The sequence below is a fragment of the Cloacibacterium caeni genome (assembly GCF_907163105.1).
In the GTDB taxonomy this organism is placed as follows: Bacteria; Bacteroidota; Bacteroidia; order Flavobacteriales; family Weeksellaceae; genus Cloacibacterium; species Cloacibacterium caeni_A.
On sequence record NZ_OU015321.1, the window covers coordinates 1,293,883 to 1,313,375 of the forward strand.

Below are 19,493 nucleotides of genomic sequence, written 5' to 3' on the forward strand. Positions count from 1 at the left end.
TTTAAGGATTAATGGGCAGCGTCGAGGACGTCAATTTTCCCTAGTTTGTTCAGTTCCCATTCCTTCTGCATATAAAAGATAATTGGTGTTACCAAAAGGATGTGAATGGCCGAAGTGAAAACACCACCAACCATCGGCAATACGATTGGTTTCATCATATCACTTCCCACGCCGTGGCTCCACAGGATGGGTACAAGCCCGAAGAGGGTCACGCAAACCGTCATAATCTTTGGTCTTAATCTTTTGGCTGCACCATGAATGACATATTCACGAAGTTCTTCATTGCTAATGGTCTCCCGGGAGTTGCCGTTCTTCGTAGTAAGCTGAATCATGGCATCGTTCAGGTAAATAACCATCACAATTCCCGTTTCTACCGCAAGTCCGAACAACGCAATAAAACCAACTGCTACGGCTACGGAAAGGTTCACCCCCCAAATCGAAATCATAAAGACACCCCCGATTAGGGCAAAAGGAATACTGATGAGATTAAAGAAAGCTTCGCGGTAAGAATTGAACGCAAAATACATCGAAAGGAAAATCACTATTAATACGAGGGGCATAATCATTTTTAAAGTCTGCTCGCCCCGAATCAGGTTTTCGTACTGACCGCTCCATTCCACGAAATAACCTTTTGGCATTTTGTTCACCATGTTATTGAGTTTTGCCTGGGCTTCTTTTACGGTACTGCCTAAATCCCGGTCGCGTACGTTGAATAGAACAGATCCACGCAACATTGCATTTTCAGAATTGATCATTGGTGGTCCTTCTGTAAGACGAATGTCAGCCACTGCACTCAGTGGAATGGAACCAAATTCCATCGTCTGCATGGGCAATCTTCTCAGAGATTCCAAATTATTTCTGAAATCCTGGCCGTACCTGGCATTTACCGAAAAGCGCTGTCGGCCTTCCACGGTGGTGGTGAGTTTCATTCCGCCGAGCGCACTTTCCACGACGGCATTTACATCATCCACACTTAGGCCGTATCTTCCTATTTCTTCGCGTTTCACTTGAATGTCCACATATTTTCCGCCGGTAATGGGTTCTACGTACATGTCTTTTATTCCTTCAATACCGGTGAGTTCCTTTTTTATTTTTTCGGAAAGGACCGCGATACTGTCCAGGTTCTGTCCGTACACTTTTACGCCCACATCCGTTCTAATCCCTGTTGAAAGCATATTGATCCGGTTGGAAATCGGCATGGTCCAGCCATTAGTTACGCCCGGAATCTGCAGTTTAGCATTCAATTCATTAATAAGATCGTCTTTTGTAAGGCCGTCGCGCCATTCGTCCTGAGGTTTCAACAGAATGATGGTTTCAATCATTGAAATGGGTGAATTATCTGTCGCCGTGTTTGCTCTTCCGGCTTTTCCGAGGACATGATCCACCTCCGGAACTCCTTTAATGATTTTATCCTGCACCTGCAGTAATCTTTTGGCTTCGGAGTTCGAAATATCAGGCAAAGTGACTGGCATAAAGAGCAAAGATCCTTCATCCAAAGGTGGCATAAACTCACGTCCAAGGTTCATTATCATTGGAATACTGATGAGCAGTGCCAAAATATTAATTCCCAGCGTGGTTTTTTTCCATTTCATGCACCATCTTATCAGCGGTTCGTAAATCCGTTCCAAGCCTCTGTTTATTGGGTTTTTATTATCGTCCTTAAATTTTCCCTTCATGAAAAAGGAGATGAGCACAGGGGCAAGGGTAAGCACCAGGATTGCATCAACAATCAGGATGAATGTTTTAGTGTACGCCAGCGGATGAAAAAGTTTACCTTCCTGACCGGTCAACATAAATACCGGGAGAAAAGAAACCACGATGATTACCGTAGAAAAAAATACGCCTCTGGATACCTGTAAGGATGATTTTTCGATAATCTTCAACCGAATGTCTTCGGGAATTTTAACGTAACTGTCTTTCTCTTTGTCTTTTTTTCTGAATATATTTTTAAACCAGTTGGTCTTCATTGTTAGGGGGTTTTATTTTGTTGATGGTTCTGCCAATCGGAGAGATTTTTATATGCATTTTCAGACATGATAATTCCGTTATCTACAATCACCCCAATTGCCAGTGCAATTCCTGTAAGGGACATGATATTGGAGGAGAGTCCAAACGCATTGAGCAGAATAAAACTGATGGCAATGGTGACCGGAATCTGAATGATGATGCTCAATGCACTTCGCCAGTGGAATAGGAACAGAATAACAATGATTGCCACCACGATAATTTCTTCAATCAGCTTGGTTTTAATATTGTCTATTGCCCCTTCAATCAGCGTACTGCGGTCGTACGATGTCTTGAAGGTGACGCCTTCAGGGAGTCCTTTTTCAACGTCCTTCATTTTCTCTTTCACATCGTTGATGACCTTATCCGCATTTTCGCCATACCGTGCCACCACGATACCGCCCACGACTTCACCTTCACCGTCCGCATCAAAAATACCCAGCCGAAGATCTCCACCCATTTGTACCGAGCCAATATCTTTCACCCGCACGGGAATACCGTTGTAATTTCCCACCGCGATTTCTTCGATATCGGCTACATTCTTAATGTAACCAAGTCCACGGATGACGTAGGCCATATCGGCCATCTCAAATTTCCGTCCTCCTACATCGTTGTTGTTAGCCTTTACCTTATTCATCACCTCCATGAGGGAGACGTTGTAATACTGCAATTTTACAGGATCTACGATAAGTTGGTACTGTTTTTCGAAGCCGCCAAAGGAGGCTACTTCCGCCACACCGGGAACCGTCTGCAGAGCAAATTTCACATACCAGTCCTGGAGGGCGCGCTGGTCTCCCAAATCCATTTTAGGTGCATCAAAATGGTACCAGAAGACGTGACCAACGCCGGTACCATCCGGTCCGAGCGTAGGGGTGACATCTTGTGGGAGTAAACGCTGCGCATAATTGAGCCGTTCCATTACGCGGGTTCTGGCCCAATATATATCCACATTATCTTCGAAAATAACATACACGAAGCTCATCCCAAACATGGAAGAGGCGCGGATGTTCTTAATTTTCGGAATTCCCTGAAGGTTGCTGACCAGCGGGAAAGTCACCTGATCTTCAATAATCTGGGGACTTCTGCCCATCCACTCCGTAAAAACGATGACCTGGTTCTCACTCAGATCCGGAATGGCATCGATGGGATTGTCCCTTACCGCAAAAATACCCCAGATAAAAAGGCCGATTGCTATCAGCAAAACGAAATACCTGTTGCGGAGGGACAGTTTGATTAAATTTTGAATCATGGTTCTGTACGGTTTTACTTAATTTCTTCCTGAACCTCGCCACATGAAAGCATTTCTTTGCCGTAATAAGGATTCTTCACCTCACGTGAATCGCTAAGCCAGAAGGCCCCTTTGTTATCATTATACATCGGGCAGAATACTTTGTACACCGGTTTTGGAGTTCCGAAATCTTTCAGCAGGTCGTAAAAATCTGCGCTCATTAAATCCAGATGTTCGCGCTGATGATCAATGTTTCCGGCATTATCCGCAATATGCTGTGCGTGTTCCTTAATGCTTGATTCCAGTTCTGCATATTCTTTTTTCTGTTCAGCGGAAAACCCATTTTTGTTTATTTTAGGAAAAGAGGCCAGGATCCCTTTCGCTGCACTCACCGCTTCTTTATCATCATCACCGGACAACGCGAATGTAAGGTGGGTGTAATGAGAATAGAGCTCCGTAAGGTCAGCGGTAGTTTTTTTGGCGGTGGTCACGGTTACCTTAGCATCCATTGCCATATTGCCCATCGCTGCACTATCGGACATTGTGCTCATATCGTGCTGCATGGATGTTTCAGTAGTGCTTTTCTGTTCTTTGTTTTCTTTACAAGAAGTGAGTGCCAATGTTCCGATTGCCAAAAGGCTGAATAGTACTGTTTTCATTATTTTATAAGTTTAAAGGTTATTTATTATTAAAAAAGGCTTCGTAGTTTGCTTTATTTTCGAAGTACACGACATTATCATTTTTATCAGAGATTGCGATAATTGCGGTTGCTTTATCGATGAGTTGATGAGATATGGGATCGTATGCCATGCGGGCATTTTCTTCCTGCGGGATTCTGAGTTTGCAGTTTTCACAGCAACCATAATAGGTTTTGCCGTCATGTTTTACTTCGAGCTGTTTTTTGCCCATATAGGCATTGTTTACCATACATACCTCATCGTTGGGAACAATGTCACCGGTGGTGAACTTTGCGACCGCAATTTGTGTACTTTCAGCTTTTGAATTGTTGCAGGAAACGAGGAACACCGCTATAAAAGCGAGTATTCCCAAAAGAATATTCTTCATTAAATTTTATATTATAGGTTAATTTTAAGTTTCCTTGTTAAGAAACTGCTTACGAACATTCAGATCTTCAAAAGCGTCCTCGCTCCAAAAGGAAAATCTTTTGTGAAAGATTTACTTTTAAAGGAAAAGTTGAAGTTCAAAGGAATATACAGCGCTGATAAGTCATCAGGGATAAAGTGTTAAAAAACTCTTCACGACCGGACATAACTCGGGCTGTAAGAAAGAAGTATTACCCTATTTTGGGCGGTTCCCAAATGGTATAGAATCCACCGGAGTAATGGGGATTCTGATAAAAGAAATTAGAATTTTTGTCATCGTAACCGGACGCTTCGTTTTTAGAATCCTCTAAAAATTTGCTGTCTGCTAGAATGGTATACTGAGCAGTGCTGCAAAAGTTACCGCTGCAGTTTCCTGAGCATCCTTCAGTTTGACAATTGTGTGATTTGGTGTGACAGCATTTGTCTTTGCAATCGTCGCTGTCGCAAGACGGCTGTATCTGTGCGAATGACTGTTTTATGAAAGTTTGCGAACTGGTCGCGGTTTTAATAACCTGCTTCTCCTTTTTACTGCAAGCCTGAGAAATCCCTGGCGCCAGAAATAACGCGAGTGTAAGGGAAAGGAATAGTATTTTAAAATTTCCGTGCATTATGAAGTAAAACAGTACAAATGTAGGGAATATTTTTGAAGTTTCAATACTGTCCTAAATAAAAATTATTAAAAATAGAAACAGCCTAAATACCTATTTTACATTTAGCTTTACATTTAATTTCAAAAAAGAACCCCTTGATAATAGTTTTTGGGGGTTTCAGGCGGTTGCTCAAATGGTTTGTCGAGCCAAAATTGAAGATTAATTTTAACAAAAATATTCAATCGGATAAAAGCTACCAGATTTGATAATTGCCAATTATATTTAGCGATGGATTTCAGGTATTTCAGAATGAGAATAGTGATAAGTGCCGTCCAGATTTGGATTTTCACTGCATTTTCAGAAGTTCCAATGAAGGTTTTGAGGTGAAGCAACTGCTTGATATCTCTAAAAAAGATCTCAATTTGCCATCTTTGCTTGTATAATTCTGCTATGGTAGAAGCAGCCCAAGAGAAATTATTGGAAATCATTTCAATGGTTTGCTTGTTTTCATTATCCCAAATAGCCACTCTTCTTAATTTTTTTTGATATTTTTCTTTGGATAAAGGATTTGAGAGTACTATTTCTTCGTCTTTTAGGATGCTTTGAGCTCCTTTTGGTGGAAGTTCTCGTTCCTGTAAAGTTTCAAATTTCAGATTTTCTTTATGTCTTATTACGAAGAAAACACCTTTGCTGTCCCAAATAGAGAGCATTGGAAAATCGTTATAGAATCGGTCTGCAACAATGACTGCTCCCTTTTCCAAAGGAATGTTTTCCGCTCCCTTGTTATCAGCAACACTTCCTTTGGTAATATTCACATAAACAGGAAGTTTCCCGTCATATTCAAGTAAGGTATGCATTTTCACGGCTCCTTTTTTAGTTCGATATGTTGCCCAATCGAACAAAGACAGGCATAGAGAAATAAGGGTAGAATCTAATAAATAGACAGGAACTTTTATTTTGAGTTTTATCCGTCTTTCTTTCGTGTGCTGTCCTAATTGTTCTAATAGTTTGAAATACAAGTCTTTAAACAAAATCTGCATCTCGTTTTCCATTCTGGTAGCTAATAGAAGATTTGGAAGGTGCTGTTTTTATCCCTAAATGATTCAGGTTTCCTGTGGCACTGCGAAGTCCGTTGGAAATGTCCCGAACCGAAGTGCTTTTGGCAAAATGACAGAAAAGCATAGAAACTAAGTGGTTCCAACTATCAAATCCTTTATTTCGGTAATCGGTTTTCTTCTCAATTACTATTTTTTTGAAAATCCCTCGGTCTATTTTTGAAATGATTTGGGAAAATAATGTTAATTTTGAATCCATAAGAAGGTTTTTTTGTTGTGCAACCTCAAAGATACTTTGAGTTACTTTAATTCCTTCTTATTTTTTTATTTAGGACGCTATTGAAAGATTAACATAAAATTACAAATAACCTATTACTATTATTGAAAATTTCTATTTTTTCTGTAACCGATTCTGTACAAATTATTCTAAAAGAATATCATTCTAAAATATTCGACCAATATTTCCATACTGAGTTTCTAAAAAAAAGGAACATATTTAGGTCTTAATATCAGCAAAAAACTAAAAAAAGCACAAGGCGAAAAATTACTGTAGAAAGCAAATTGAGTTTGATGGTTATTTTCAGGAGCGTTGGGAAGATGCAGCAGATACGATTGTGAATTTTTATGAGGATTATTTTGAGAACAGGGATAGGAAAAATTTGTATGTTTTTCTTTCTGCGCTATATGATGATGAGGTTTTTGATTATTTACAAAATGCTTATGATATTGCAAAATTGGAAGCTCCTAGGCAAAAATGGGTTAAGCTGCAGGTGGATGGTTTGATTGCTAAGGGGGTGAGATTTTGATGGGATTTTACATTTTATTAGCTCTGAAGTCTGGAGACTTCGGAGAGCGGGTTAGTATTGGAAAACTTCTATGTAAAAATAAAAAAGCCTGGGAAACCAGGCTCAAATATTTTTTTATAGTGCACCAAGAGAGCGCAATGTCTAGTGAGGCACTTTTATGTTGCAAAATTACAAAGATTTTTATATAAAGCAAATATTAATCCAAATATTTTATATGATTTCTTATAATTTCTAATAAGTGAGGCTTCACTTTGTGTTTTTCAAAAAAAGAATAAATTTCAGATTTAAACTCTGCTAATCGATTTATAGAAATTGATTCTAAAAAGAATGCAATAACTTTTAATGAGGCATCTAAAGAGTTTCGGTCACCTTTATTGTAATTTATTTTCGGATGAGAACTTAAACTCTGTGGTAAGGAAAAATCAAATAATACATTGCTATGAGCACAGATATTTCTAATTTGTCTAACCGCATGTATTAATCTCATAAATTTACCTAAATCATTTACTTGATATAATTTTGAGATTCTGTTTTTTATTTCTAAATCCTTTATTGCATCGAATAAAGTTATAATGGATCCAAAGGAGAGATATTCAAATGTTTTCCATGCTGGAGCGTAAATATCAGCAGGATGATTTATGTGATGCTTTTTCAACATTAAATTATCTCTTTTGAAATTGTCATCATACCTTTTTTTGAAGTCTTCAACAAAATCTTTTTTCATTAAAGCTTCATCAACAAACCAAAAAGGATCTTGCTTATTAATTATTGACGGATAATAAATTAATTTAGTTCTGAAATTAATTTCAATTCTATTAATATACTTCATTAAAATGTACTTAAGATCAATATCCATATAATACAATTCAATTATTTCAGAAATTTTAATTCCATTTAAGAAGTTCTCTTTTTCATCGTCCATGAAATAATAGGTATAAAAACCAAGTCTATAGTAACCTATATCAAGTAAGATTTCTTTCAATTTGGAAGTTTCATAACAAGATAAATCCAATCCTTTTTCTTCCAATCTTTTAATCTGATCATCAATACTTAGTGCAACTCTACCCATAAATAATATATTAAATTTGACCTCCTACGCCTTTGAATTTTTCTACAAATGCAGATATTTTTTGGAAGACGTTTTGTTTTTTGGTTAAATATTGTGGGTTTAAAGGGCTCATTTTTGGCAATAGTGCATTGAGCTCTGTTCCGTTTTCACTGGCATATTCTCTTTTTAATGAAGTGGTGATGTATCGTTTTGCTTCTTCTTCGTTTAGATTTTCATCGGTGATTATTTCGCTGGCTTCTGCTTTCTGTTTACGCTGAGCATAATTGAAAAATGTATCAATTATTCCTGCCTTATCTTCGATAGAGTCTAATTCTGTATCATTAATGAAATCTACCACTAAACTTTCTTTTGCCCTGTTGCCAATGCTGGCACGAATCACTCTGCGGATTTCTTCTATTAAAGTTGCTTTGTCTTTGGTTTTCTTATTGTGTTCAAAAATCAATTCTAGAATATAATCTAGGTTTATTTCTTGAGACTTTAATAGGTCTATTTCAAAAACTACATCGTCCCAATCTATTTGAGATTCTTCTGCTTCTTTGCCATTTTTTTCTCTACGCAACCAATCACGAATGTCATTGTAAGTAGACCTGTAATCTTGAACGGTTCTTTCTGGCAACAACTTAATTTCTTGCAATTCTGCTAATTGCTGGTCTGTTACAAAATAAATTTCTTTGAAAACATTTACGGCTTCTTCGTCATTTAGGTCTATAGTTTGTAAAGCTTTTAGATGGGTAAACTCATCATAATTCTGGAGGATGTTTTCTACACGCAAATACTCACCAAATAGTTTAGAGAATTCTTTTTTATCTTTCTCTGTTACAATTTCGTCTGGGTTTGGGAATTTTTCATTTAACTCCTTTACAATCTCAATAAAACCTCTGCGTGCAGTACCGTTTGCAATATCTGTAAAGCCTTCTAAATACTCTTTGTAGCTCTTTTCTAATACTACATTTTTGGTGTTTTTATCTCCAAATAAGGTTATGGCATCTATGGTGTCTGATTCTAAATCTCTAAAAGTGATAATATTGCCAAATGTTTTTGTAGCATCATAAATACGATTGGTACGCGAAAACGCTTGCATTAAACCATGATAACGTAGATTTTTGTCTACGAATAAAGTATTAAGAGTAGGTGCATCAAAACCCGTTAAGAACATACCCACTACAATGAGGAGGTCTACTTCTTTGTTTTTCACCCTTTTGGCAAGGTCACGGTAATAGTTTTGAAATTCTTTACTATCTACCCCAAAGCTGGTTCTAAACATTGCATTGTAATCCTCAATCGCTTTGGTTAAAAATTCTTTAGCAGTAGCATCCATAGCTGAAGGTTCAAAGTTTTCATCTGGAATTTCACCGATGGCATTTTGTTCTTCATTGGCTGCAAAAGAGAATATGGTAGCGATTTTAAGCGGATTATCAGTTTGTTTTTGTTGTTTGTTCAGTTCTTCGTAGTATAATTTGGCTGCATCTACACTGTTCACAGCAAACATGGCATTGAATCCTGTATTGCCTCCACGAGTTCTGTGGGTTTTGAATTTATAATTTTGTAAAATGTATTGAGCGATTTCTCTGATACGAGCAGGATGTAAAAAAGCTTTTTGGTTTTCTGCCGCTGTTAATTTTTTCTCATCAATTTCTGTTTCAATGCTCTTAAATTGAGGTCTAACATCATTGTAATCTACTTTGAATTTCAACACTTTTTCGTCTCTTATGGCATCTGTAATTACGTAAGAGTGTAATTCTCTACCAAAAACGCTAGCGGTAGTTTCTGCACCTAAAGCATTCTGAGGAAAAATAGGAGTTCCTGTAAAGCCAAACTGATAGAATTTCTTGAACTTCTTTTTCAGATTTTTTTGTGCTTCCCCAAATTGAGAGCGGTGTGCTTCATCAAAAATGAAAACCACTTGCTTTTGGTATATTGGCAAGTCATTCTCGGTTTTCATGAGGTTGTTGAGTTTCTGAATGGTGGTTACAATGATTTTATTGTCGTCTTTTTCAATATTTCGCTTTAAACCCGCAGTGCTGTCTGACCCATTAACACTATCGGGAGAAAATCGCTGATATTCTCTCATGGTCTGAAAGTCTAAATCTTTACGGTCTACTACAAAGAAGACTTTATCAATAAAATCTAATTTTGTAGCTAAACGAGCTGCTTTGAAACTGGTTAATGTTTTCCCAGAACCGGTAGTATGCCAAATGTAGCCCCCTCCTTCTGTGGTAGACCATTTTTTAGCTTCGAAAGAACTTTTAATTTTCCATAACATTCTTTCTGTTGCTGCAATTTGGTAAGGTCTCATAATGAGCAAAGTATCACTTACATCAAATACTGAGTATGTGAGCAAAACATTTAAAAGCGTTTGTTTTTGAAAAAAAGTGGCTGTAAAATCTTTGAGGTCTTTGATTAAAGTATTATCCGCCTTAGCCCAGTTCATGGTAAAATCAAAACTGTTTTTATCCCGTTTTACCGTATTGGCAAAATAACGACTGTCTGTACCATTAGAAATAACAAATATTTGCAGATACTTAAAAAGTGAATTCTCACTATTGAAGCTTTCTTTGCTGTATCGATGCACTTGATTAAAAGCTTCTCTTATGGCAACTCCTCTTTTTTTGAGTTCTACTTGAACCATTGGCAAGCCATTGACTAAAATGGTAACATCATAGCGATTGGCATGTCGACCTTTTTGTTCGAACTGTGAAATAACTTGTAGTTTATTTCTTGTAATATTTTTTTTGTCTACTAAGTAAATATTTTGGATATGACCATCATCAAACACAAAATCATAGATGTAATTATCATGCAGTTTTCTGGTTTTATCTACAATACCTTCACTGGGTCTGTCTAAGTATTCTTCTACAAAGCGTGCCCATTCTGAATCGTTAAAAACCATATTGTTTAAAGCCTGTAACTGCACCCTTACATTAGCCAACATGGCTTGCAATGTGGTAAGACCAGAAGGATTCTCGTATCCTTGATTGATTAAATCTTGGATAAACTCACGTTCTAAAGCAGATTCTGACTGAAAACCTGCTGGAGATTCATTCAGTGAAGAATATTTATGATAACGGTCTAAAACAATAAAATTGCTGGTTTCTGCGATGGTGTTATACATGGTAGTTTTTTGGTTTTAATTTTTAGGGAAAGATAATAACATATCTCTATAATACTCGTATTGTTTTTTTCTAAGCTCTATTTCTTGTGGTAAACCTTCGGTGATGGAAGTGGTGAGCGTATCAAATTGATCTAAAATAGAAACTATGCGCTCTTGTTCTTCTATTGGAGGAACTGGAATTTTAAAAGTTCTCAATGTAGTTAAGTTTAGCATTCCATAATTTCTCATTTCTGATTTTAAAAACTCATACAAATTCGTTAAATAATAAAATATAAATTTATCATTTATTAAAGATGGTTTTAGTGATTTGATACTTGCAATATTTTGATTAGTCGTTGCTTTAAATTCTAAATATGCAGTTTTAAAAATAGTGGCTCCAACTAAAGCAATTAATGTAGTATCTTTATTTAAAAGTTTTGCACTTGATTTTTTCAAACCTAACTCTGTTATAAAATTTGTAGCTGAGTATACAGAGATATTATTACAAGATTCAGACTTTAGCCAAGGTATATTACCACCATCCCAATAATCTTTGTTTGTTGTTAATGGTGTTCCTCCTGAAGAAACTTCAAAAAAATCTTTTTCCCCCAATGTCTTCCATTGCACTTGATTTTCATCAAAAGATAGCAACTTATCTCTATAATAAGTATATTGCGATTTTCTAGCTGTAAGCTCTGCTGTAAGCTCTGCTGTAAGCTCTGCTGTAAGTTCGGTGAAGGTATCTAAAATTGCAACTATTTTTTGTTGGATTTCGAGTGGTGGGATGGGGATTTCGATTGACTTCCAATTTGGCTGAGTTAATCCATACCTAGTTAATCCTTGTGCTTTTTTTCTTATTTGTTTTCTAATATCTCCCGACTTAAATAAATAGTTTAAAAATGCAGGAAATAAATAATTTTGATTACTAATGCGCAGTCTCATAATATGATAACTGTATACTACATTATCAAAATCCTCAATAGCCATAGCAGAAAAACCTATTTCATCAATTAATTCTGATGAAGGTGTTATAAATACATCCCCTTTTTTTACATTACAATCTGCTATTTTTTTTTCAGTTGCTGTGACAACCATTGTTGGTGTATCGTTTGAAATGTATTGATTTTTAAAAACATCTACAAAATTTAACAATCTTACTGTTGGTTCATCAGGGTTAATTTTTTTATCGACACCTGTATTTGCAATATCAACTAGATCACCCAAAGGCTTCCATTCCACCTCAACACCCTCTAATAATTTATCTATGTAACTCATTGTTTCCCTTTCTTTTTTGCTTTTTTCTCCAAATCCGAGATAGTTTTCAAATACTCTTTTTCTACGGATAGCAGCGTTTGTGCTTTGTACTTCTTATATTCCAACTTTGCTTTCTCTGCTGCCTGAGTATGCGATATTTTTCCCGAACCTTCCAATATTTTTCTTCCTGTAGAACCAAGAATATTGTCTAATTCACGCACATAATCTGTCATACGCATTTCCCGTTCTTCAATAGCGTTTAATTCTGCCAAATCAAAATAAGCGGCTACTAAATTGTTGAGCACTTTCAATTCTTTTTCTTCCAAATAATTTTTGGCAATCATTGCTTCGGCTTGTGTGGGTTGCTCGCCTTTAAAATTGGTGAGCCCTGCAAAAGGTTTATCGCTGTCCACACGCAAATAAATTACTTCACTTGCCGTATTTCCGTGAGCTGCATAATGCAATTTGTTTTGAACAATTTTAAAAAAAGTCAAACTTTCTTCGCTTTTTGGGTCATAATCGGTAGCAGTCGCATACAATTCCAACACCTGACGGTACATTACCTTTTCGCTGGAACGAATGTCGCGAATGCGGTCTAATAGTTCTTTCCAATAATTGCCACCGCCCAAGTTTTTAAGGCGTTCATCGTCCATTGTAAACCCTTTTACTATATACTCCTTTAAGCGTTGCGTTGCCCATTGTCGAAAACGAGTGCCTTGTACCGATTTCACCCGATAACCAACGGAAATGATAACATCGAGGTTAAAATAATTTACTTCGTAATTTTTGCCGTCAGCAGCAGTTGTTCGGAATTTCCGAACAACTGATTTTTCATCTAATTCACCTTCTTCAAAAATGTGTTTAATATGTTCGCTGATGGTTGATTTTGCTTTGTCAAACAACATTGCTATTTGGTCTTGTGTAAGCCAAACGGTTTCATCTTCGAGTTGGACATTTATTTTAGTCAGTCCATCGTCCGTGGTATATAAAATTATTTCGCTCATACTTCAATCTCTTTTATAATTTTATCAATATTCGCACGAAGTATATTTATTTTCTCCACCGTTTTTGAAATCTCTGCATTCAGTTCCTCGATATTAATTTTCTCGCGCTTATCTTTGGCTTCTACATACGAGCTTACGGATAGGTTGTAATCGTTTTCTGCAATTTTAGCATTGTCAATAGTGGTGGCTACGTGTGGCACTTCGGCTTTACTGTCAAACATCGCCATAATCTTATCGATATGTTCGTCTTCTAGCAAATTGTTATTGGTTACCTTTCTAAAGAAATCTTCCCCTGTAACATCAATAAACTGGGTTTTGGTATCTGTTTTATGTTTAGAAAGCACGAGAATATTTACGGCGATAGACGTTCCGTAGAATAAGTTAGGGGCTAAAGCAATGACGGTTTCTACAAAATTGTTGTCTACCAAATATTTTCTAATTTTTTGTTCGGCACCGCCACGGTAAAAAATACCTGGGAAGCACACAATAGCTGCTCTCCCTTTACTCGATAAGTAATGCAAGGCGTGTAATACAAATGCAAAATCTGCTTTAGACTTAGGAGCTAAAACACCTGCAGGCGCAAAACGGTCATCGTTAATCAAGGTAGGGTCATCACTCCCTATCCAAGGGATAGAATACGGCGGATTAGACACAATGGCGTCAAACGGTTTTTCGTCCATCAGCTGAGGGTCTCTAAGGGTATCTCCTAAAACAATGTGAAACTTATCATAATTGATATTGTGCAAAAACATATTCATACGCGCCAAGTTGTAGGTGGTATGATTGACTTCTTGTCCGTAGAAACCTTCTTCTATGATGTGGTTGTCAAAATGTTTTTTGGCTTGTAATAGTAATGAGCCAGAACCTGCTGCAGGGTCGTAAATTTTGTTGACTGATTTTTGTCCGTGCATTGCCAGTTGAGCAATGAGTTTAGAAACGTGTTGAGGGGTGAAAAACTCACCTCCCGATTTCCCTGCGTTGGCTGCATAATTGCCGATAAGGAATTCGTAGGCATCACCAAAAAGGTCTATTTGGTTGTCTTCAAATTTACCAAAGTCTAGTTGTTCCACGCCTTTGATGACTGCTGCTAAACGAGCGTTTTTGTTTTCTACATTGTTGCCTAGTCTTGAGCTTGTGGTATCAAAATCTGCAAACAACCCTTTGATGTCTTCTTCCGAAGGATAACCATTGGCAGAACTTTCTATGGCATCAAAAATGGCTTTTAGGTCTGTGTTTAGATTGGGGTTGTTGTTGGCATTTTTTGCAATGTTCACAAAAAGCTGGCTTGGATATATGAAGTAGCCTTTTGTTTTAATGGCGTCATCTTTGATTTCGGGAGTGATGACCTCATCAGATAATTGAGCATAATTTATGCTTTCGTCTCCAGCTTCAATGTAATTGGTAAAGTTTTCGCTAATGAAGCGATAAAACAAAGTTCCTAATACAAATTGTTTGAAATCCCACCCATCTACTGAGCCTCTAACGTCGTTGGCAATCTTCCAAATTTGATTTTGTAATGCCGCTCTTTGTGCTATGCTTGTCATTTTTAAGTAAATAATTCTTTAGAAAAAGTTTATGGTTATTAAATTTCAAATATAACAAAACCGAGTCTTATTAAAAAGGGGCAAACCGTAAAATCTGCAATAAATTACAATAAATTGAAATAAAACTAATTAAATCACTTTCTTTTGTCTGTGGAGTTTTGGTCGTAGCCGAAAAGATTGAACATTTCTCTCATTCGGGAACGGAGCCTGTTTCCGTAGATGGATTCTATTTCTGCTGCAGAAAGATTAGTGGTGAGGTGTGTGATGAGTCCTTTTTCTTTGTATAAGTCATAGCGTGTGAGGAGGATTTCTGCCATGACGTTGCAGTCGTTTCCGTAATACTTCAATGAGGTTTCAATGCCTAAATCGTCAAAGCAATAGACTTTGGCTTTTCGAGCATCGTGGGTGAAGTTTCCTTTGGAGTAGTTCTCTAGGATTTGGTAGCCTGACTGCATGAATTCTGAAACGATTTGGCGTGTGGAAACCATGCCAAATTTGTTTTTGTTTCCTATGAATTTTTGCATGAGCTTGAATAAGGTGGTTTTTCCGCAACCAATAGGACCAGAAAGGAGAATTCCTTTTTGGAGGTCGAAGTCCATTTCTTTGGCCACTAAATCGTCTTGGAGCATCCATGCAATGGTGGCGAAGACTATGGGTTTTTCTTCGTCTGGAATGAGGTAGTTTTTACCGATATACTGGGAAGCGAATTTTTTGAATTCTGGAATGATTTTATAATAATCATAACGGGTTTCTATGGGTGGTGTAGGAAAGTTCATAAGTTGTGGTTAAAGTGGTTCTTTGTAGCTTTTGTTGGTGGTGGCTGTTAGGTGGTTTCGTTTGCCTTCGGCTCCGTTCGGGCTTAGGGAGTTGAATTTTTTGGAGTTTTTGAGCCAATTGCGTGCAGCTGCTTCCCAATTTTTCATTTTGGATTTTCCACCCACGAGCCAACCGTTGGATTCGTAGTGGTCAAAAAATCTTTCGGCTTCTGAAAGCGGAGTGTCTTTTTCTTCGAAAAAAAGTTTTACCTCAGCAAAGGTGGGTGGGATTTTGGGAGATGGTTTGATGTAGTGAGATTCTTCACTGCGTTTTGCTTCGTTCAGAATGACAGGAAAATTCTTTTTGCCTCCAACTTGAATATTGTTTTCGATATGAGTCGGCGAAAGCTTTGCGCTTTTCTTTTTCTTTTCGCGCAACTTTTCTTTTTCTTCACTTTTTTGGGATAGTGATTTTGGGATAATTTCTTGGAAAGGAATTGCAGGTAAAAAAGCTTGTTTAAAATTTGAACTGGTCTCGGGTGTGGTAATACTATGTTTATTGTTTATATTGTTTATATAGTTTATAGAAGGTATCAATGCTTGTTCAATACCTGTTTCGATTTTGATATGGTGCTGGTTCAATGCTTGTTCAGAGCTTGTTTGATTTTTGATACGGTTCTTGTTCAAATGGTGAACATCTATATTTTCGAAATTATGAAGATTGACCAAACTTCCTTTGTATGGATTGAATGAGGGTAAATATTCGATATATCCAAAATCTTGAAGGTCTTTGATACACTTGTGATAAGTTCCTAACGCTGCAATTTTGCTGAGCTTCATCATTTCATGTCGTGAAATGCTTATTGGGTTCTGGAAGTGGTTGAGGTTCCAGAACTGAAATAAAGCAAGGTATAAACTGATGTGTGTGGGGTTAAGGCGTGAGTCTTCGTGGATTTTTTCGTAAAATCCTGTGAGGTGGCGGATGTAGTTCATATTTTTATGTTGGGTGTTGGATGTTGGATTTTGGCTGATGGTCGCTTCGACTCCGCTCAGCATGACATGATGATTGGTGATTGATTAATTATTAGATTGTAAGAGCTTTTCAATGTCCTCATAGTTGTAGTATAGTGTACCTCCCACTTTAGAATAACGGAGAGTGCCGTTAATCCTCATGTTTTGGAGTGTTCCCGAGGATATTTTGAGGAGTGCTTTTACATCTGCGCTTCGGAGCCATTGTTTTTGGTTGTTTGACTTTGGGAGTAGTAAGTTTTTGAGTTCTTGTAATAGATCATTTTTGAACTCTTGAAGGTCTTCTTTGGTAACAATTTCTAGTGCCATAATACAATAGGTTAAGGTTAAGGTTAAGGTTAAGGTTAAGGTTAAGGTTAAGTTGGTTTAGAATTCCGGCAATGATTATTCATCCCCGGAATTGTTTACGGCGAAATTGTGTTGTTTTGATAAGATTTATTCACAACGGAGACTGCGTTGTGAATGATTTTTTTAGAAATTTTCGTCTGTTTCCTCCATTCTTAACAGAAGTTTATCTTTGAGGGTATTGATAAATTTGGCTCTGTCGTCTTTTCGGGTTCTGATGTCTAGGAACATACGCCTGTATTGTCCTAAATCTACATTGAAGGTTTCTTGGAATTGGTCTGCAATGTCTTTAACATTAGCAGTTCCGTTGTTGAAAACGCCTTCGGTTTGGAGGGCGTAGATGAGTTCAATAAGGGCGACTTTTGAGGCCGTCCATTGGAGTTTGGATGATTGGGTTGTATAAATCCCGTTTAGTGCTTTTTCAAGCTCTAAAATCTTTTTATCTATGTATATAGACAAAAGGTCGTACGCCATGATTAAAGCGACTTTGCTATCATGGGTGGTTGAGAATTTTGGGTCTAATTCAAAATAATAATTGTTGAGGTTGATTTTAAAATCTACATTTCCTCTCAAAAAATATTTCTCATCTAGGAAAGTGCTATTCGTACGGTAGTATTGATAAAAATCTAAATTCTTATCAAAGAAATCTTTTATGTTGACCTGTTCAGCTTCATAATATTTTTTGAGGATTGATGCACCTCCTAATGGAGCTTGGGAAGCAATTCTATAAATTGCCATGTGATAATATAGCTTGGAAGTGAATTGCGGTTTTATGGATTTAAAAAATAAAATTTCTTCATGCTTAGATTTAAATTTATGTTTAATGAGCATTTTTTTCAGCTGCTCTAGAGTTTTGAGAATGACTTTGATTGTCTCTTCGGATTTTTGGAGAACGTTATCAAATTCGGACTCTAAAAACTCAATCTGCCCATTAAGCTCTCTTAAGAGATCAATAGATTTCGTTTCCACAGTTAAATTTTGTTTTTAAGGGTGCTAAAAATATAATTTTAACGATAATGCAACAAAAAATATTAAAAAATATTTTCAACAACAATAAACGAATTTTATTATTTATTCATAATCAATCGCTTATATAAATAAAAAATAATCCAACACATGATGATGTATTAAAAATATAACAACATTGTTACAAAATATATGAAAGTTACTATATAAGACTGGTTTGGAGCTGTTTGGGTTTTTACCAAAAAAGAAAATGAAGATTAAGAAATCTTCATTTTTAGTTCTTTTTGGGCTAATTTTTCTTTTAAGATATTCATGTCGTTGCTGACTTTGGAATCTAGGATTTTGGCGTAGTGTTGGGTGGTTTTGATGCTCTTATGCCCTAACATCTTACTCACGCTTTCTATGGGAACTCCATTATTTAGAGTTACTGTTGTGGCAAAAGTGTGTCTTGCTGCATGAAAAGTTAAATCAAATTCAATGTCGCATAGTGTAGAAATTTCTTTTAAATACTCGTTCATTTTTTGATTGCTTAGTATTGGGAGGACTAAATTTTGATTTAAACATTTAGGATGATCTTTGTATTTATTCATAATCATTTCAGCAATTGGGAGTACAGGGATACTAAATGCAACCTTCGTTTTTGTTCTATTTGTTTTTATCCATTTTTCACCTTTTAAGTCAATGAATATATTTTCATAAGTAAGATTTTTAATATCTATGTACGCTAAACCAGTATAGCAACTAAAAATAAAAATGTCTCTGACTGATGCTAATCTTTCTGACTTAAATTCTTTATTCAAAATTTGATCTATATGAGATTGAGATAAAAAATTAGGAACTACAGTTGTTAATTTTGATTTGTAATTGATGAAAGGATTTTTTGAAATCCACTCATTAGCAAAGCAGATATTTATGATTTTTTGAAAATTCTTAATGTACTTAACAGCAGAATTATTGGCACATTTACGAACTGTTCTTAACCAATATTCGTAACTAGAAACAAATTCGGGATTGATTTGTTTAACGTCCATATCCGAAACATTATATTTCCATTTTAAAAATTCAATCGTATGTCTAAGGGAAGTCTCATATCTTTCCCAAGTTCCTTTGGAATAAGTTTCTCCTATTAAGTCATACATTTGTTTGTTATGTTCTTTGAAAACTTCAACGATAGTTACTTTCTTTTCGTCAATACCTAAATAACGATTTTTAAGAGTTTCACTCGTTATTTCTTTATTTGCCAAAATTAGTTCGTTATAACTTGAAAATACTTTGAATTTTATATGCTCTAAAAGTGAATTAGTAAATTTAGATTGTTGAGCATTGCCTTTTAATTTACCAGATTTAGAACACCATGAAGCTGTTGGGATAGTTTGCCCAGTTGATATTTCAGAGCGTTTTCCTCTCACTGTAATACGTAAATAAATGGCTGATAGTTCTGGATTGCTTTTTGTTTTCTTGGCGTAGAAAAGTAAACTGTAGTGGTTCATGTGTGGTGACATTTAAAGGTTATAAATTTATTTTTGACCCTAAGAACCTACAAGATGTTCAATCATTGAAATGGCTTTGTATAAGCAGTTTCAAGAGAGAAAGGTGAGTAGTTTGGTGATTTTTTGATACTCACCTAATTACACCCTTACAGATTGAATT

The 19,493-nt window shown here is 36.3% G+C and carries 14 protein-coding genes and 1 pseudogene; all 15 read right to left on the bottom strand.

Annotated elements, in window-relative coordinates:
- Positions 1–8 precede the first annotated feature (8 nt).
- Entirely contained in the window at positions 9–1,967 is a 1,959-nt protein-coding gene (locus KKQ76_RS05905; protein WP_213196243.1) for an efflux RND transporter permease subunit, read from the bottom strand.
- Positions 1,968–1,969: 2 nt separating this feature from the next.
- Positions 1,970–3,253 carry an efflux RND transporter permease subunit gene (locus KKQ76_RS05910; protein ID WP_069797737.1) on the bottom strand — a complete coding sequence of 428 codons (1,284 nt, stop codon included), beginning with the start codon at positions 3,251–3,253 and terminating at the stop codon, positions 1,970–1,972.
- 14 nt (positions 3,254–3,267) lie between these two features.
- On the bottom strand, positions 3,268–3,891 hold the full coding sequence (locus KKQ76_RS05915; protein ID WP_213196244.1) for a DUF3347 domain-containing protein: 624 nt from the start codon (positions 3,889–3,891) through the stop codon (positions 3,268–3,270).
- Positions 3,892–3,910: 19 nt separating this feature from the next.
- Positions 3,911–4,297, bottom strand: a complete 387-nt coding sequence (locus tag KKQ76_RS05920; protein WP_213196245.1) for a hypothetical protein — start codon at positions 4,295–4,297, stop codon at positions 3,911–3,913.
- Between the two features lie 768 nt (positions 4,298–5,065).
- Positions 5,066–6,239 (bottom strand): annotated as a pseudogene (locus tag KKQ76_RS05925) (IS4 family transposase).
- 743 nt (positions 6,240–6,982) lie between these two features.
- On the bottom strand, positions 6,983–7,855 hold the full coding sequence (locus tag KKQ76_RS05930) for an Abi family protein (RefSeq protein ID WP_213196246.1): 873 nt from the start codon (positions 7,853–7,855) through the stop codon (positions 6,983–6,985).
- A gap of 10 nt (positions 7,856–7,865) precedes the next feature.
- On the bottom strand, positions 7,866–10,967 hold the full coding sequence (locus KKQ76_RS05935; protein ID WP_213196247.1) for an HsdR family type I site-specific deoxyribonuclease: 3,102 nt from the start codon (positions 10,965–10,967) through the stop codon (positions 7,866–7,868).
- Positions 10,968–10,982: 15 nt separating this feature from the next.
- Positions 10,983–12,221 (bottom strand): restriction endonuclease subunit S, encoded by a 1,239-nt coding sequence (locus tag KKQ76_RS05940; protein WP_213196248.1) that lies wholly within the window; start codon positions 12,219–12,221, stop codon positions 10,983–10,985.
- Positions 12,218–13,204 (bottom strand): virulence RhuM family protein, encoded by a 987-nt coding sequence (locus KKQ76_RS05945; protein WP_213188639.1) that lies wholly within the window; start codon positions 13,202–13,204, stop codon positions 12,218–12,220. The genes KKQ76_RS05940 and KKQ76_RS05945 overlap by 4 nt, the downstream gene beginning before the upstream one ends.
- Complete coding sequence (locus tag KKQ76_RS05950; protein ID WP_213196249.1) at positions 13,201–14,748, bottom strand: type I restriction-modification system subunit M; 1,548 nt, start codon at positions 14,746–14,748, stop codon at positions 13,201–13,203. The genes KKQ76_RS05945 and KKQ76_RS05950 overlap by 4 nt, the downstream gene beginning before the upstream one ends.
- 134 nt (positions 14,749–14,882) lie before the next feature.
- A complete protein-coding gene (locus KKQ76_RS05955) occupies positions 14,883–15,524 on the bottom strand; it encodes an AAA family ATPase (protein WP_213196250.1) in 642 nt (213 codons plus the stop codon).
- A gap of 9 nt (positions 15,525–15,533) precedes the next feature.
- Entirely contained in the window at positions 15,534–16,559 is a 1,026-nt protein-coding gene (locus KKQ76_RS05960) for a transcriptional regulator (RefSeq protein ID WP_213196251.1), read from the bottom strand.
- A gap of 21 nt (positions 16,560–16,580) precedes the next feature.
- Positions 16,581–16,841 (bottom strand): helix-turn-helix domain-containing protein, encoded by a 261-nt coding sequence (locus tag KKQ76_RS05965; RefSeq protein WP_213196252.1) that lies wholly within the window; start codon positions 16,839–16,841, stop codon positions 16,581–16,583.
- A 162-nt stretch (positions 16,842–17,003) separates the two neighbouring features.
- Positions 17,004–17,708: an RteC domain-containing protein gene (locus tag KKQ76_RS05970; protein ID WP_246501354.1), complete on the bottom strand. Its 705-nt coding sequence runs from the start codon at positions 17,706–17,708 to the stop codon at positions 17,004–17,006.
- A 392-nt stretch (positions 17,709–18,100) separates the two neighbouring features.
- Entirely contained in the window at positions 18,101–19,333 is a 1,233-nt protein-coding gene (locus KKQ76_RS05975) for a site-specific integrase (RefSeq protein WP_213196254.1), read from the bottom strand.
- Positions 19,334–19,493 lie beyond the last annotated feature (160 nt).

What these genes read in the sequence shown, in the direction of transcription:
- KKQ76_RS05975 (WP_213196254.1), bottom strand. Translation starts at nt 19,333, where the DNA reads ATGAACCACTACAGTTTACTTTTCTACGCCAAGAAAACAAAAAGCAAT.
- KKQ76_RS05920 (WP_213196245.1), bottom strand. Translation starts at nt 4,297, where the DNA reads ATGAAGAATATTCTTTTGGGAATACTCGCTTTTATAGCGGTGTTCCTC.
- KKQ76_RS05905 (WP_213196243.1), bottom strand. Translation starts at nt 1,967, where the DNA reads ATGAAGACCAACTGGTTTAAAAATATATTCAGAAAAAAAGACAAAGAG.
- KKQ76_RS05910 (WP_069797737.1), bottom strand. Translation starts at nt 3,253, where the DNA reads ATGATTCAAAATTTAATCAAACTGTCCCTCCGCAACAGGTATTTCGTT.
- KKQ76_RS05970 (WP_246501354.1), bottom strand. Translation starts at nt 17,708, where the DNA reads ATGCTCATTAAACATAAATTTAAATCTAAGCATGAAGAAATTTTATTT.
- KKQ76_RS05915 (WP_213196244.1), bottom strand. Translation starts at nt 3,891, where the DNA reads ATGAAAACAGTACTATTCAGCCTTTTGGCAATCGGAACATTGGCACTC.
- KKQ76_RS05965 (WP_213196252.1), bottom strand. Translation starts at nt 16,841, where the DNA reads ATGGCACTAGAAATTGTTACCAAAGAAGACCTTCAAGAGTTCAAAAAT.
- KKQ76_RS05935 (WP_213196247.1), bottom strand. Translation starts at nt 10,967, where the DNA reads ATGTATAACACCATCGCAGAAACCAGCAATTTTATTGTTTTAGACCGT.
- KKQ76_RS05940 (WP_213196248.1), bottom strand. Translation starts at nt 12,221, where the DNA reads ATGAGTTACATAGATAAATTATTAGAGGGTGTTGAGGTGGAATGGAAG.
- KKQ76_RS05960 (WP_213196251.1), bottom strand. Translation starts at nt 16,559, where the DNA reads ATGCTGAGCGGAGTCGAAGCGACCATCAGCCAAAATCCAACATCCAAC.
- KKQ76_RS05945 (WP_213188639.1), bottom strand. Translation starts at nt 13,204, where the DNA reads ATGAGCGAAATAATTTTATATACCACGGACGATGGACTGACTAAAATA.
- KKQ76_RS05950 (WP_213196249.1), bottom strand. Translation starts at nt 14,748, where the DNA reads ATGACAAGCATAGCACAAAGAGCGGCATTACAAAATCAAATTTGGAAG.
- KKQ76_RS05930 (WP_213196246.1), bottom strand. Translation starts at nt 7,855, where the DNA reads ATGGGTAGAGTTGCACTAAGTATTGATGATCAGATTAAAAGATTGGAA.
- KKQ76_RS05955 (WP_213196250.1), bottom strand. Translation starts at nt 15,524, where the DNA reads ATGAACTTTCCTACACCACCCATAGAAACCCGTTATGATTATTATAAA.